Genomic DNA, 14,729 nt, shown 5'->3' on the forward strand with positions numbered 1-14,729 from the left:
GCCAAACGCATCGTCGAGGCCCACGGCGGACGCATCGACGCCAACCCCGGCCGCGTGTGCGGCATGCATTTCATCATCACGCTACCGGCGGGCACCCCGCCATCCATGGAATTCCTATGAGCACTGCACGCATTCTGATTGTTGAAGACGAGGCCAACATCCGCCGCTTTGTCGGCATTGCCCTGCAAGATGAAGGTTTTCAGGTGTTCGAGGCCGACAGCGTCAAACGTGCGCTGATCCATGCCGCCAGCCGTCAGCCGGACCTGGTGATCGTCGACCTCGGCTTGCCGGATGGCGATGGCAAACAACTCATCAGCGAGCTGCGCGGCTGGCTCGCGGTGCCGATCCTGGTGCTGTCGGCGCGTGACCGCGAAGAAGAAAAAGTCGCCGCCCTGGACGCGGGTGCCGATGACTACCTGACCAAGCCGTTCGGCGTGCCTGAGCTACTGGCACGCATCCGCGCCCAACTGCGCCGGCATGGGCAGACCGGCACCGTGGTGGCGACCAGCAAGGTGACGTTTGGCGAGATCGAGGTCGACCTGGCGACCCATGAAGTGTCGCGCTCGGGCCAGCCGGTACACCTGACGCCCATCGAGTACCGCCTGCTCTGCGCGATGATTCGCGGCCAGAGCCGGGTACTGACTCACCGGCAACTGCTGCTGGAAGTGTGGGGACTGGATTACGTCGACCGCGCCCATTATCTACGCGTGCATATGGCGCATTTGCGGCAAAAACTGGAGGAGGACCCGGCGCAGCCGCAGTACTTCATTACCGAGTTGCAGGTGGGCTACCGGCTGATTGCGCCTTGAGCTGACAGCGATCAAACCCCAGGCAGCAATGTGCGCACCGCAGCGTCTTGATGCAACGCCCGAGCGTCTATCAGAACTTCACATCATCAGACTCAACCGTGCGCACGATGACCCGGTGTAATCGAAGAGTCTGGACATGCAAGCAAATGTTCGGGGTGTTCAGTGCCAATATTGAGAACCTGGATCACTTCATCATTCGTGAGGCGCCGGGGTTGGCGAGTCAACCGTGACTGGCTCGGATGTCGCGCTCAATAAAGTACTGTTTAATAAGGTGGTATTGGTGTGCTTATGGGGCATGATGGGCTGTTGTGCTTTGCCTGATATTCAACACCGATGAGTGCCTATCTTTTGTCAGCGATTCCCCTACTAATATGTGACGACTCCATCATGGCCCGTAAGCAGGTATTACGGGCGCTACCGGCGGACTGGCCGGTTTCGGTCACAGAGGCAGGGAATGGTCGCGAGGCCATGGATGCCATACGCCGGGGTTTGGGGCAGGTGGTACTGCTCGACCTGACCATGCCGGAAATGGATGGTTATCAGGTATTGAGCGCCTTACGCGCCGAAGGATTGAAGGCGCTAGTCATCGTGATCTCCGGTGACATTCAGGAAGAAGCGGTGCGCCGCGTGCTTGAGCTGGGCGCGCTGGCGTTCCTGAAAAAGCCTTTCGACGAAAGCGAGCTGCGCCAGACACTCAGTCAGTTGGGGCTCCTGACAGAACCCGGCAACGCGTCGCCGGGGAATCGTCGGATAGCGAACACGGTCATCAGTTTTCACGATGTGTTCCGCGAAACGATCAACGTTGCCATCGGCCGGGCGGCCGCCCTGATAGCCAAGGTGTTGGGCGTCTTTGTGCAGTTGCCAGTACCGAACGTGAACATACTCGAAGTCGGCGAGTTGCACATGGCACTGACCGATGCCAGCAGTTGCAACGAACTCACAGCCATTTGCCAGGGTTTTATCGGCAGTGGCATCGCTGGCGAAGCCCTGCTGATGTTTCACGACTCGGAAATCACCGACATAGCGCAATTGATGAAGCGCCACAGCAGCGACTATTCGGACATGGAAATGCTGCTAGACCTCTCCAGCGTTCTGATCGGTGCCTGCCTGAGCAGCATTGCCGAACAGATCGATGTGGTGTTTTCTCAAGGTCACCCGCAGATCCTCGGCCAACACGCGAGCATCGATGAGCTGATCCAGGTCAACCGCAAGCGCTGGAAAAAGACCCTGGCCGTGGAAATCAGCTACAGCCTGGAAGGGCACGATATTCGTTTCGACCTGTTGTTGCTGTTCACAGAAGACTCAATCGAACGATTGACCCACAAACTCGCCTACTTGACGAACTAAGCCATGAACGATTCTCTCGATCTGAACGAGTTTCACTGGTTGCTGGCAATCGTCCAGAACATCGACGTCGGTGTTGTGGTGCTCGACCGCAACTATTGCGTGCAGGTCTGGAACACCTTCATGGAGAACCGCTCCGGGTTGCAGCCCAAGGACGCCCAAAATCAGAATTTTTTGAATCTGTTTCCCGAAATCGACCCGCAATGGTTCAGCCGCAAGGTGGAAAGCGTCGCCACCCTGGGCACACCCGCGTTCACTATCTGGGAGCAGCGCCCGTATCTGGTGCGGTTCAAGAACTACCAGCCGATCACCGGCCAGGAAGAGTTCATGTACCAGAACACCACGTTGTTACCGCTGCGTTCCACCGACGGCAAAATCAAGCATATTTGCCTGGTGATCTATGACGTCACTGACGTCGCCACCAACCGGCATCAACTCCAGGCCGCCAATGCGCAATTGCAGCAACTCTCCAGGACCGATCGGCTGACGGGCTTGTACAACCGCGGTCATTGGGAAGAAAGCCTGAAAGGCGCCTATGCGCGGCACCAGCGTTATGGCAATGCCACCAGCCTGGTGATGTTGGATATCGACAATTTCAAGCGGATCAACGACACCTATGGTCACCTGGCGGGCGACAAGGTCATCGAAGAAATCGCCAGGCTGATCCATGAGCATGCGCGCGAAACCGATGTGGCTGGGCGTTATGGGGGTGAAGAGTTCGCCGTGGTGCTATCGGACACCGATAAAACCAATGGATGGGTGTTCGCCGAGCGTCTGCGTAAGGCAGTCGAAGGGCTGGAAGTGCTGCACAACGGCCAGAGCATCCGTTTCACCATCAGCCTGGGGGTGGCCGACCTGAGCCAGCCCTCGATCAACTATGCCGACCTGATCGCCTGGGCGGACCATGCGCTGTTTGCGTCGAAGAAGGCCGGGCGCAATCGGGTGTCGGTGTATGAGTAGAGTGATCGTAGGGCCTGGTTTTACGCCGGCTGCGCAGCCTTTCTGCGCCGACTAGCCGACTTGAGGCTCGCGTCGGCGATAGGTGCACAGGGAACTACGCAATTGCTTGTCCCGCCAATAGAAGATGGGATCGCCGAGCTGAATCCCAGACATAAAAAAAAGCCCGCTCAATGAGCGGGCTTCCTGTGGTGACCTGGCGTTCAGCGTTCCAGGTAACCGAATATGGCGCAGCGGACGGGACTCGAACCCGCGACCCCCGGCGTGACAGGCCGGTATTCTAACCGACTGAACTACCGCTGCGCGTAACACATAAAGCGAATGGTGGGTGATGACGGGATCGAACCGCCGACCCTCTGCTTGTAAGGCAGATGCTCTCCCAGCTGAGCTAATCACCCTTCACTTTCGGTGTGGGCCGCATCATATACGAAAAATCTGCAATGTGTTGATTTAAATGCAATTTATTTAGAATATTTTCCAATGAGCGGCGCGCCCCGGTAAAAACGGGGTTCTTCTGGGCCAAACGCGGCGCTATTACGCTTACCTGACGCTTGGCAGCGGCGTGGGCTGGTGGACCTGATGACCCGTTATCAGGCCACCCCGCACCGGGTTTTCCAAAGCCCAGACAGCAAAAAGCCCGCTCAATGAGCGGGCTTTTTGGAGTGATCCGTCAGAAGTCGAAGAACACCGTTTCTCCCTCGCCTTGTATCCGGATATCAAAACGATAAGCCAACTTGCCATCAACCGTGCAACGCTTGGCGACCAGCGTCTCCCGACGCTGCGGCTGCTCGATCAGATTCAACACCGGATCGACCGCATTGGCCTGGGCTTCGTCGTCGAAGTACACACGGGTCTGCAAGTGAATATTGATACCCCGCGCGAACAGCGAAACATTGACGTGCGGCGCCATCCGCACACCCGCAGCGTTCTTCAGGGTGCCCGGCTTGACGGTATTGACCTGCCACTCGCCAGTCTCCGTGGTCGCCGTGCGGCCAAAACTGTTGAAGGGCTTTTCCAGGTTGTAGTCGCTGTCGTAAACGCCTTCGTGGTCAGCCTGCCAGCATTCCAGGAACGCATCGCGGATCAGGTGACCGTTGCCGTCATAGACATGGCCCAGCAACAGGATGTGCTCCCCCGGCGCGCCGGGCTTGGCCATTTCGTTCCAGATTTCCTGCTCGCGGGGCGGGTTGCCCGCCGCCTCCAGCGCCAGGCCGATATGCACGTAGGGGCCGGCGGTTTGCGACGGGGTTTCAGGCAGAAGTTCAACGGGCATGGGCGTGCCTCCTCAACGGTTTTCGAAGTGGGTCTTGCGCTGACCGCGCAGAACGATATCAAAGCGATAAGCCAGGCAATCCATGGGATTGGCCATGCTCATATCAAGCTTTGCGATCAGGCTCTGCACCGCATCCGGGTTGGCGATCGACTTGACGATCGGGCACATCGGGATGAGCGGGTCACCTTCGAAATACAGCTGGGTGATCAATCGCGTGGCAATCGACGGGCCACTGATGGAGAAGTGAATATGCGCCGGGCGCCAGTCGTTGGGACCATTGCGCCACGGATACGGACCGGGCTTGACCGTGCGAAAACTGTAGTTGCCGTCGCGGTCGGTCAAGGCACGGCCGACGCCACCGAAGTTAGGGTCGATGGGGGCCAGATAGCTGTCTTTCTTGTGCCGATAGCGACCACCGGCATTGGCTTGCCACATTTCCACCAGGGTATGGGGAATCGGCTTACCGTACTGGTCACAGATCCGACCGGCGACGATGATGCGCTCGCCGATGGGCAAGCCCCCGTGATTGAAGTTCAGCAGCAGATCGTTATCGTGCTGCCCCATCTTCAGGTGGGAAAAGTCCGGGCCGCTGGTTTCCGACTGGGATAGAGGGATGCTCACCAACGCCTGACGCGGGGAACGCAGGATTGAGGTTTTGTAGTCAGGCGTCAGGGCTTTGGGGTGCCAATTACGGTCACGAATGACGAAACGGCTGTTGTCCGCATCAGACATGTCGGTTTCCTTTTTTGTTATGGATAAAAATCAGCGGTTAACGCTGCCTAAACAGCACTCAACAACCTAGTCTCCCTTGATAAGACGCCATCCAAAACTGAAAAAACCGACCCTATCCATATCCGAATGGTTATGGATAACAACCCTCGCGATATTCCTCACCCACCTCGCGCAACACCTCCACGCACCATTGAGCCGCCATGGACATCGTCAACGCAGGATTGCTGCACAGCCCCACAGAACCACCGGGTTCGCGAATACCCAACTCCAACTCAACCAGGTCACCTCGACTCAGGTCCTGCCTGACCGCGTCAAAAGGCGCGACCCAGATCGCCTGACTGCACTGCACATAACGCCGACTCAAGATCAACGACAGGGTTTCCAGACGCTGGCGCGGTGGGCTGATGCTGTGTTGCACAAACAGGCTGTCGGCGAATTTGCGAATCGTCGTCCCCGCCAGCGGCAACACCAGCGGATAATTTTCGATGTGTTCATGCGCGTGTGGGTCAGCCAATAGCGGATGGCCGTTACGCACCACCAGGGTCATGGACTCGCTGTACAGATGTTCGAACATCAGCCCCAGGATCTGCGGGCTATCGGTCATGCGGCCGACCACCAGGTCCAGCTCCCCCACACGCAATTGCGACAACAGGTACGCGCTTGGCCCGGTCACCACGCTCACGACCAACGCCGGATGCCGGGCATGCAAACGACAGACGACCTCGGGCACCAGCAAACTTTCCACGGTGGACAACACGCCGAGCCGCGCGGTGAAGGGCTCATGCTCGCCGGAACGCAGGCTATTCACCCCTTCACGCAGCGCTTGTACGCTCGGCCCGGCATAACGCAGGAAAGCCACCCCGGCTTCAGTCAACGCCGCGCCACTTTTACTGCGCACAAATAAAGTGGCGGTCAGCAGGGTTTCGAGTTCTTTGAGGGTCTTGGACAGCGCCGGTTGGCTGATCGCCAGTTTTTCCGAGGCGCGCGCCAGGCTGCCCTGGCGCGCCACTTCGAGAAAGCACACCAGATGGCGGAATTTGATTCGGGTGTCGATATTCAACGTATTTAGCCGCCTTCGAGGTGTCCGGTGCCGCGAAAGTGTACGCCCGATGTCCGGGCGACGCTGCCAATCAGCGCCGTTGCAATACGTGATGAGCCTTGTCGAGCGCCATCTTCGCCCGGTCGAAAGCGCTAACGCCTTGCTCCAACAACTGCCGAGAGGGGGTCTCCAGGCTCAGCGGGATACCGGCGGGCAGCGCGCTCAACAGGCCGTGCAGGTCACAATCGCCGTCACCCGGAAAACGTCGTTCATTGCGCGCCTGACGCAGGATTTCATCCATATCGTCGGGGCGCGGTCCCGCCACGTCGCACAGCTGTGCGTAGCGGAAACGATGCGGCGCCTTGGCCGTGGCGGCGGCCAGTTCCGCGAGCGATGAGCCAGACCGATCGAAGTGGAACGCGTCAATCAGAACCCCACCGTTGGGACGTGCAGCGCTCTCGACAATGCGCCATGCCTGCGAAAAATCGCGTGCGTCTGTCCACGGCATGAATTCCAGGTGCGGGTGGATACCGAGCGGTGCCGCCATGTCGCACAGCGCCGCGAAGTTATCGCCCAGGCGGGCTTCGTCCGGGTCGTTGCCGGCGATCAACAATTCAGTCGCGCCAAACTCGGCACCGACTTCCAGAAGGCCAAGGAAATCCTGCACGCGGGTTTCCGGCTTCAACCGCAGGATCTCAATGTCCAGCACCTTGATCCCGGTGTCCCGCAGACGCTGGTGCGTTCGATGCCGCAACTCGGCATCTGCCATCAAGGGGAAGTGATGTTCTTGCGGCGTTGCCGGTTCCAGCCGCAAGCCGACATGGTTATATCCGGCACGGGCAGCGACCTCGACCATCTCCGGAGGCGACAGCTCCAGCACGGTCAGGGCAGCCAGGGAAAATATCTGTTCGCTCATGGTCGACTCTCGTTCTCGAATTCCAAAAAAAGCGACGTGCTTCGGTCACGAAAAGTGACGACCTGAGCCGCTGTCTTTTTTAGTTAGAACTGAGTTCCAGTTTTAAATCAAGTGGAAAAAACACGCATGGATGAAAGCGATTTTGGCGGTTGGTTTGTGTTCGATAACCGCACAAAAGCCTGATTTTCCGATTGATCATTCTTCCTTAAAAACCGAACACTGAATAAGACTCCCCACCGAAGCCCCCGTAATCCGGGACTTGCGCCCTGTCGGCGCAATCGGGCGAATTGACACTGCCGCTGGAACTGGAATAGTTTTCCAGAATTATCGAAAGCCAATTCCAGCGAAACGACGGGCGTCACAAAACCAATGAGGAGCCAGGTTATGCCAAGCGCAGCGAGTCACACCGAAAGCAGTTACGTAGGGCGCTTTGACCGTGGTCTGGCCATTCTGGAAATGCTGGCCAACAGCGGCGAAGGGATTCCGCTGACCGCGATTGCGGAACAGCTGCGCATCCCTCGAAGCGCAACCCATCGCCTGCTGAACACCTTGTGTGAAACCGGCTATGCGCGTCAGGAGCAGGAACGTGGCACGTATGTGCTGACCTCCAAGTTGCAGGTCCTCGCTTTCACCCACCTGAGCGCCAACGGCACGGTTGATGCGGTGCAGCCGGTGCTCAATCGTCTGGCGGCAGACGTCGGTGAGCTGGTGCGGTTGTCCGTGGTGGACGAGGATCGGCTGACGTGGGTTGCGCGTGCGCAAGGCGCACGCTCCGGGCTGCGTTATGACCCGGACATGGGCATGGCGGCCAAGCTCTCATGCTCCGCGACCGGCTATGCCTGGATGGCAACCATGGATAACGAGCAGGCGCTGGCACTGGTCGGCCGACAGGGCTTCGGTCTGGCCCAGGACTATGGTCCCGATGCCCCGCAAACCGTTGAGGCATTGCTGCCAAGAATCGAATCGGCACGGACCCTCGGCTATGCGATGGCCATTCAGACATTTGCCGACTGGATGTCAGCCATCGCTGTTCCCCTGTTTCACCCAATCAGCCGCAAGGTGATTGGGGTGGTCAGTGTTGCGGGCCCGGTTTTCCGGCTTTCCGAAGCGCGGCTGCATCAAATCGCCCCGTCACTCATCGCTGCTGTAGCAGAAATCCAGCAACTGATTCCGGGGTCTCCCGCCCTGATGAGTCCGGGGCTCACCGCAATTAATATCAGTCAAGGTGACTCAGTGTGAACACCCAGAACAACGCCAGGTCAAGACGTCTCGATTGTGATCTGTTAGTGATCGGCTCCGGCGCTTCCGGCCTTGCCGCCGCCGTGACCGCCGCGTCCCAGGGCCTTAAGGTCATCGTGGTGGAAAAGCACGAAACATTCGGCGGCGCGACGGCATGGTCGGGTGGATGGCTGTGGGTTCCCGGCAATCCATTGGCCAAGCGCGCGGGTATTGATGAAGATCCACAGCAACCGCGCACCTATTTGAAGAATGAACTGGGTTCACGCTACAACGCCGAACGGGTCGATGCATTTCTGGACAATGCGCCACGGATGGTGGCGTTTTTTGAAGAAAACACCGCGTTAAAATGGGTCGACGGCAACGGCATCCCCGACATTCATGGGCATGTTCCCGGCGCCGCCGTTCAAGGCCATCAGGTGATCGCGGCGCCCTACGATGCGAGAAACATGGGGCGGTTGATCCGACGCATGCGCAAACCCATGAGAGAGACGTCTTTCCTCGGCATGCCGATCATGGCCGGCCCCGATCTGGCGGCCTTTTTGAGTATGACCCAATCGCTCAAATCCTTTATCCATGTCAGCAAGCGTTTTCTACGCCACCTGCGAGATCTGGCCTTCCACGGTCGGGCCATGCACTTGGTCAACGGCCAGGCGTTGGTCGCACGCCTGGCCAAATCGGCGGTCGATCGCGGTGTGACGCTGATCGAGTCCGCCCCCGCTCGCCAATTGATCCTGGATCAAGGCAAGGTCTTGGGGGCTATCGTCGACACGCCAGACGGCACCACGCACATTTATGCCACCCGGGGCGTCGTGTTGGCAGCCGGTGGTTTCCCCAACGACATGCGTCGGCGCAAGGCGCTTTTCCCGCGCACGCCGACAGACAACGACCACCTGGCCTTGCCCCCTGTCGATTGTTCGGGCGATGGCATTTCACTGGGCGAATCTGCCGGCGGCGTGCTGGAGGTAGACGTTGCATCACCCGCCGCATGGGCGCCGGTTTCGTTGGTCCCGCACGCGGACGGCAGCACGGGGCATTTCCCCCACATCATCGACCGCGCCAAACCCGGCCTGATTGGCGTGCTGTCCACCGGCAAGCGCTTCGTCAACGAAGCCGACGGCTACTACGATTACACCGCTGCCATGATGACCGCGGCGCCAGAAGGCGAAGAAGTGGCGTCCTGGCTGATCTGCGATCACCGCTTCCAGCGCCGCTTCGGGCTGGGTCATTCGCGGCCGTTCCCGCTACCTGTGGGGCCGTCGGTACGCAGTGGGTATTTACACCGCGCCGCATCCATCCATGCGCTGGCCGAAGCCTGCGGTATCGATCCTGCTGGGTTGTCTGAAACGGTACGCAACTTCAACGAGCACGCCCGCAACGGTCAGGACCCAGCGTTCGGTCGGGGCTCCACGCCTTACAACCGCAAACAAGGCGATCCCCTTATTACCGAAGGCAACCCCTGCGTGGCCCCGATCGAACACGGCCCGTTCTATGCCGTGAAGGTCCGCCCTGGCAGCTTCGGCACATTCGCGGGCCTCAAGACCAATGGCCATGCCCAGGTAGTGGACCGCAGTGGAGCCGCTATCACCGGTCTTTACGCAGTCGGCACCGACATGGCGAGCGTCATGGGCGGTTACTACCCTTCCGGTGGGATCAACCTCGGGCCGGCCATGACGTTCGGCTATATCGCCGGGCTTCATGCGGCCGCTGCGCAGCATTCAACCGATGCGAGTTCGAACGCCCAGGACGTCGCGTAACGCCGTTCAACTGAAGCCTGTTCTGACATTCAAAGTGTCATGATCGGCCGCAGCAGCGCCTGCCCTTCGTACAGCGGCGACAGATACCGCTCGCGCATGTCCTCAACCGTCATGCGCGACGCGTGAGTCGTCAGCGTCAGCGTTGCCTGCAATTGCCCTTCCCGATCCAGCAGCGGCACGCTCAACACCCGCATGCCCACTTCATATTCCTGATCCACCATCACGTAACCACGCTCGCCCGCCAGGGCGATTTCGCGGCGGATCAGTGCTTCGTCGGTGAGCGTATAAGGCGTGATGGCTCGAGGAGGGTTGCGTTGGAAGTAAGCGCACAGCGCCTCCTGCGAAAAACTCGCCAACCACAGCCGTCCGCTGCCGGTGCAATACATCGGCACCCGTGAACCGGGACGAATCGACATCGAGGTGATGTGGCTATAGCGACTGCGCACCACATGCACAATGTCATCACCGTCGCGAACACCCACCGACACATGCTCCTGGGTGGTTCGCGCCACCTGCTCGACGATGGGCCGCAGCATGCGCGGCAGTAGCGCGGAATCGACATAAGCCTGGCCAATACGCAAGGCCTTCGCGGTCAGCCAGTAATGGCGGCCATCGGTCTGCGCAAAGTCGTCATGCACCAAGGTCAGCAAAAAACGCCGCGCGGCGCTTTGGGTCATATCGGCCATGCGCGCCACTTGCGGCACGCTCAGGCGCGGATGCTCCTGGGAAAACAACTGCAACAGCGCCAGGCCTTTTTGCAGGCCGACGATCAAATCCCGCGGGTGGATGGTGGGTTTTTTCATCACTCGGATTCTTTATCGTGCATAGACTGCGATTATCGCACTGACACTGCGATTATCAACCTAATCCCTCACAAGCTCGATTGTTCGCTGCCTTCACCGCTTGCAGTATCAGCGGCACAACACAGCTAATAAGCGAGTACCTCCCATGATTCAGGGTTCGACTGAACTGGTCGCCATCGTCGGCTCACCTGTAGCCCAGGTGAAATCGCCGGAAAACTTCAATCGCTGGTTCGCCGACCACCAGCAGAACGTCGCCATGCTCGCCATCGACCTTGCACAGAGCGCCCTGGATGATTTCGTCCAGACCCTGCGCGGCTGGCAAAACCTGCGCGGATGCGTGGTCACCGTTCCTTACAAGCAACTGCTGGCCAGCCGCCTGGACGGCGTCAGTGAACGCTCGGCGGCGCTGTGCTCGGTCAATGTGATCCGCCGCGAGACCGACGGTCGACTGGTGGGCGATATCGTCGACGGCGAAGGTTTTCTCAACGCTGCGCGCAAGCACGGTTTCAACCCCAAGGACCAACAGGTTCTGGTGATCGGTACCGGCGGCGTCGGCAGCGCGATCGCGTATTCGTTGTGCCAGGCCGGGGTCAGCCATTTGGTCATCAGCGACATCAGCCATGCGCGCGTCGAGGTGCTCGGCGACCTTCTACGCAGTGCCTTCCCGCAGATTGTGATCAGCGCCAGCCCGGCGTCGCTCGAGCACTTCGACCTGGTCGTCAACGCCTCGCCCGTCGGCATGAGTGCAACCAATGACAACGGCCCGATGCCGTTGCCAACTGCGCTGATGGAAACCCTGAACGCCAAAACCCTGGTGGCGGATGTCGTGACATCACCGGCGGTGACACCGTTTCTCGCCATGGCCCGACGCCTCGGCTGCCCGATCCAGACCGGGCCGGAAATGGCGTTGGCGCAGTTGGGCAACCTCGGTCACTTCATGGGCGTGACGCCGCTGGAGATCTGACTCTCCGGGGGCGTCCTTAACAGGCGATAACAATAATGAACACGAAGACTTCCCTGCCCTCCGCCCATGCCGAGCTGACCTATGACGTGATTGTCCTGGGCAGCGGCGCGGCCGGATTCGCCGCGGCGGTGACTGCCAGTTGCCGCGGCCTCAAGGTGTTGTTGGTGGAAAAGACCGAGGCCTTCGGCGGTACGTCGGCGATTTCCGGTGGTGCGGTGTGGCTGCACGACACCGACCAGGCCCGGGCCGCCGGGCATTGCCTGCCCGCCGAACAGATGCGCCGTTATCTGAAAGAGGTGATCGGCAGCGGCTACAACCCGCAGTTGATCGATGCCTTCATCGAACACGGCCGTGAAGCCCTGCGCTACCTGGAAACCCACAGCGAACTCAAGTACAGCCTGCGACCGTTGTCGCCCGACTACTACCCGGACTTGCCGGGTGGCACGCAAACAGGTCGCGCGCTGGAAATCGACGAGTACGACGGCCGCCACCTCGGTGAGCATTTCAAAGACCTCAAACGCCCGCCGGACGGCATGCTGCTTTTCGGCGGCATGATGGTCAATCGTGTCGATATCCAGCACTTCCTCAGCTTCAAGCGTTCGCCCAAATCCCTCTGGCACTGCCTTAAACTGATAGGACGTTACGCCGTCGACCGCCTCAACCATCCACGCGGCACCCGCCTGACCGTTGGTAATGCCTTGATCGCACGCCTGGCCACCACTGCGCTGGCCAAGGGTGTCGACCTGTGGCTGCAAGCAACCCCCGAGGCCTTGATCGTTGAACAGGGTTCGGTCAAGGGCGTGCAGATTTCCAGGCGCGGAACAACTCATTCCGTGTTCGCGCGTGGCGGTGTGGTGCTGGCAATGGGTGGTTTTGCCGCAAGCGCACAAGCCGCCGAACAGCGGCCATCGACTGATTCGGAGCACTGGAGCATGTCGCCGCCCGCCAACGTCGGTGATGGGCAACGCCTGGCGGCCTCGGTCAACGCGGCAATCGGCGACAACCTGTCGGCGAATTTCTTCTGGGCCCCGGTTTCGGTGCTGCACAAGAGCGACGGCAGCGTGGAACGCTTTCCGCATCTGGTCACCGATCGCGCCAAACCCGGCGTTATTGCGGTCAACCGTGCCGGGCGGCGTTTCGTTAATGAATCCAACTCCTATCACTGTTTCGTCGAAGCCATGTTCGCCAATGGCGGCGCCAATGCGCCCTGCTGGCTGATCTGTGACAGCGAAGCGATGAACAACTACGGCATGGGCCTGGCGCGTCCGCGCCCCGTCGACAACCGCGCACTGATCGACGCCGGTTATCTGCTGCGTGCCGACAGCCTCGGCGAATTGGCGCTCATCGCCGGCCTGGAGGCGAACACGCTGGAGCAGACCGTGGTGCAGTACAACGCGGATGCCGATCAAGGCGTCGACCGCCAATTCGGCAAGGGCAGTACGGCCTACAACCGCTACATGGGTGACCCGCTGCATCAGCCCAATCCCTGCCTGAAATCCCTGCGCAAGGCGCCCTTCTACGCCGTGTGTTTATTTACCGGCGACCTCGGTTCGGCACGCGGGCTGGTCACCAACGGCCAGGCCAACGTGCTGGATCGCAGCGGCGCACCAATCCCCGGCCTCTACGCGGCGGGCAACGAAATGAATTCAATCATGGACGGCACTTACCCCGGCCCCGGTATCACCCTCGGCCCAGGCATCACGTTCGGTTACCTCGCCGCCAGCGACATCGCTCACCGGCTCGACCACAGCCGCGCACACCCATCCCACACTGGAGAACAGCATGTATTACGAACTGCGCACCTACACGATTAAACCCACCAAGCTCGGCGACTGGCTGGCTCTGTACAAAAGCGCCGCCTTAGCCGTGCAGCAAGAGCACTTGGGCAATCTGGTCGGTTTTTTCACCACCGAAATCGGTGAAGTCAATCAAGTGGTGCACATCTGGGGCTACGCCAGCCTTGACGAGCGCATGACCCGCCGCAACGCCATGGCGGCCGATCCCCGCTGGCAGGACTTCGCACGGCAGAACAAGGAACTGGACGCCGTGGTGACGCTGGAATCACGACTGCTGCGCCCAACCGATTTTTCTCCGCTCAAATAACCCCATCGCTGCGTTGCGCCGCTTCTGATCGGGAGCGGCCAACCTCATTTCTTCTCGCGGTAATGCCTATGCCCATCAGCGCCCCCCTACTCTGTGATGTTCTGGTCGTCGGCTCTGGCGCCTCCGGCCTGGCAACGGCGGTGACCGCCGCGCACCTGAACCTCGACGTCATCGTGGTGGAAAAGGAGCCGCAGCTAGGCGGTACCAGCGCCTGGTCGGGCGGTTGGCTGTGGATTCCGCGCAATCCATTGGCCGTCGCCGACGGTATCGTTGAAGACCCGGAACAGTCGCGGATTTACCTGCGCCATGAACTGCGCAGCGAAGTGCTCGACCCGCGCGTGGAGATGTTCCTCGCGCAAGGCCCACAGATGGTCGATTTTTTTCAACGCCACACCGAGGTGCAGTTTTTCTCCGGCAGCAAAATGCCTGATTTTCACGCCAGCGAAGGTTATGCAAAAGGCGGCCGTTCGGTCTGTGCGCAACCGTTCGACGGTCGCCGCCTCGGCCCCTGGATCAACAAACTCCGACGCCCGCTCGACGTGATCAGCCTGGCAGGAATGGGCATCGCCGGCGGTGCCGACCTCAATCATTTTCTCAACGCCCGCCAGTCGCTGTCCTCATTGCTCTACGCCGGCAAGCGTCTGTTGCGCCACGCCCGCGACCTGCTGCTTCATGGCCGAGGCTTGCACCTGGTGAACGGCAACGCCCTGGTTGCCCGGCTGCTCAAAAGCGCGCTGGATCGCAAGGTTCGCCTGCTGACTGACACGCCCGTGCGCGAACTGCTGCGTGACGGTGA

14 protein-coding genes and 2 tRNA genes are annotated in these 14,729 nt (G+C 60.0%); 9 read left to right on the top strand and 7 right to left on the bottom strand.

Annotation, left to right across the window (positions count from 1 at the left end):
- Positions 1 to 116: 116 nt before the first annotated feature.
- The 3 genes from L9Z73_RS13250 to L9Z73_RS13260 all read left to right on the top strand — a co-directional run bounded on the left by L9Z73_RS13250 (position 117) and on the right by L9Z73_RS13260 (position 3,113).
- Positions 117 to 809, top strand: a complete 693-nt coding sequence (locus L9Z73_RS13250; RefSeq protein WP_247401650.1) for a response regulator — start codon at positions 117 to 119, stop codon at positions 807 to 809.
- Positions 810 to 1,142: 333 nt separating this feature from the next.
- Positions 1,143 to 2,156, top strand: a complete 1,014-nt coding sequence (locus L9Z73_RS13255) for a response regulator (RefSeq protein ID WP_282598620.1) — start codon at positions 1,143 to 1,145, stop codon at positions 2,154 to 2,156.
- A gap of 3 nt (positions 2,157 to 2,159) precedes the next feature.
- Positions 2,160 to 3,113, top strand: a complete 954-nt coding sequence (locus tag L9Z73_RS13260; protein ID WP_247401652.1) for a sensor domain-containing diguanylate cyclase — start codon at positions 2,160 to 2,162, stop codon at positions 3,111 to 3,113.
- A gap of 223 nt (positions 3,114 to 3,336) precedes the next feature.
- On the opposite strand, the gene L9Z73_RS13265 is transcribed toward L9Z73_RS13260, so the two are convergent.
- The 6 genes from L9Z73_RS13265 to L9Z73_RS13290 all read right to left on the bottom strand — a co-directional run bounded on the left by L9Z73_RS13265 (position 3,337) and on the right by L9Z73_RS13290 (position 7,070).
- Positions 3,337 to 3,413: transfer RNA gene (locus L9Z73_RS13265), tRNA-Asp, on the bottom strand.
- A gap of 19 nt (positions 3,414 to 3,432) precedes the next feature.
- Positions 3,433 to 3,508 (bottom strand) — tRNA-Val (locus tag L9Z73_RS13270).
- Between the two features lie 272 nt (positions 3,509 to 3,780).
- Positions 3,781 to 4,383, bottom strand: coding sequence for a protocatechuate 3,4-dioxygenase subunit alpha (gene pcaG / locus L9Z73_RS13275; RefSeq protein ID WP_247401653.1), 603 nt, complete (start codon positions 4,381 to 4,383; stop codon positions 3,781 to 3,783).
- Positions 4,384 to 4,395: 12 nt separating this feature from the next.
- Entirely contained in the window at positions 4,396 to 5,115 is a 720-nt protein-coding gene (gene pcaH / locus L9Z73_RS13280; RefSeq protein ID WP_247401654.1) for a protocatechuate 3,4-dioxygenase subunit beta, read from the bottom strand.
- A gap of 130 nt (positions 5,116 to 5,245) precedes the next feature.
- Positions 5,246 to 6,175: a pca operon transcription factor PcaQ gene (gene pcaQ, locus L9Z73_RS13285; protein ID WP_247401656.1), complete on the bottom strand. Its 930-nt coding sequence runs from the start codon at positions 6,173 to 6,175 to the stop codon at positions 5,246 to 5,248.
- A gap of 70 nt (positions 6,176 to 6,245) precedes the next feature.
- Positions 6,246 to 7,070 (bottom strand): sugar phosphate isomerase/epimerase family protein, encoded by an 825-nt coding sequence (locus tag L9Z73_RS13290; RefSeq protein ID WP_247401659.1) that lies wholly within the window; start codon positions 7,068 to 7,070, stop codon positions 6,246 to 6,248.
- A 384-nt stretch (positions 7,071 to 7,454) separates the two neighbouring features.
- Between L9Z73_RS13290 and L9Z73_RS13295 the strand changes: the two genes are divergently transcribed.
- Complete coding sequence (locus L9Z73_RS13295; RefSeq protein ID WP_247401662.1) at positions 7,455 to 8,309, top strand: IclR family transcriptional regulator; 855 nt, start codon at positions 7,455 to 7,457, stop codon at positions 8,307 to 8,309.
- A complete protein-coding gene (locus L9Z73_RS13300; RefSeq protein WP_247401663.1) occupies positions 8,306 to 10,063 on the top strand; it encodes an FAD-dependent oxidoreductase in 1,758 nt (585 codons plus the stop codon). The genes L9Z73_RS13295 and L9Z73_RS13300 overlap by 4 nt, the downstream gene beginning before the upstream one ends.
- Before the next feature lie 29 nt (positions 10,064 to 10,092).
- On the opposite strand, the gene L9Z73_RS13305 is transcribed toward L9Z73_RS13300, so the two are convergent.
- Positions 10,093 to 10,866 carry an IclR family transcriptional regulator domain-containing protein gene (locus L9Z73_RS13305; protein WP_247401664.1) on the bottom strand — a complete coding sequence of 258 codons (774 nt, stop codon included), beginning with the start codon at positions 10,864 to 10,866 and terminating at the stop codon, positions 10,093 to 10,095.
- Positions 10,867 to 11,011: 145 nt separating this feature from the next.
- Between L9Z73_RS13305 and L9Z73_RS13310 the strand changes: the two genes are divergently transcribed.
- The 4 genes from L9Z73_RS13310 to L9Z73_RS13325 all read left to right on the top strand — a co-directional run.
- Positions 11,012 to 11,830: a shikimate dehydrogenase family protein gene (locus L9Z73_RS13310; protein WP_247401665.1), complete on the top strand. Its 819-nt coding sequence runs from the start codon at positions 11,012 to 11,014 to the stop codon at positions 11,828 to 11,830.
- Between the two features lie 35 nt (positions 11,831 to 11,865).
- On the top strand, positions 11,866 to 13,644 hold the full coding sequence (locus tag L9Z73_RS13315) for an FAD-dependent oxidoreductase (RefSeq protein ID WP_247401666.1): 1,779 nt from the start codon (positions 11,866 to 11,868) through the stop codon (positions 13,642 to 13,644).
- The gene (locus L9Z73_RS13320; RefSeq protein WP_079443204.1) at positions 13,613 to 13,933 is read left to right on the top strand and encodes an NIPSNAP family protein; all 321 of its coding nucleotides are present in this window, start codon (positions 13,613 to 13,615) and stop codon (positions 13,931 to 13,933) included. Before L9Z73_RS13315 ends, L9Z73_RS13320 begins: the two co-directional genes overlap by 32 nt.
- Before the next feature lie 68 nt (positions 13,934 to 14,001).
- Positions 14,002 to 14,729: FAD-dependent oxidoreductase (locus L9Z73_RS13325; protein ID WP_247401667.1), on the top strand; the 728-nt coding region annotated here is incomplete at its 3' end.

This window comes from Pseudomonas emilianonis (assembly GCF_023072625.1).
Taxonomy (GTDB): domain Bacteria; phylum Pseudomonadota; class Gammaproteobacteria; order Pseudomonadales; family Pseudomonadaceae; genus Aquipseudomonas; species Aquipseudomonas paraveronii.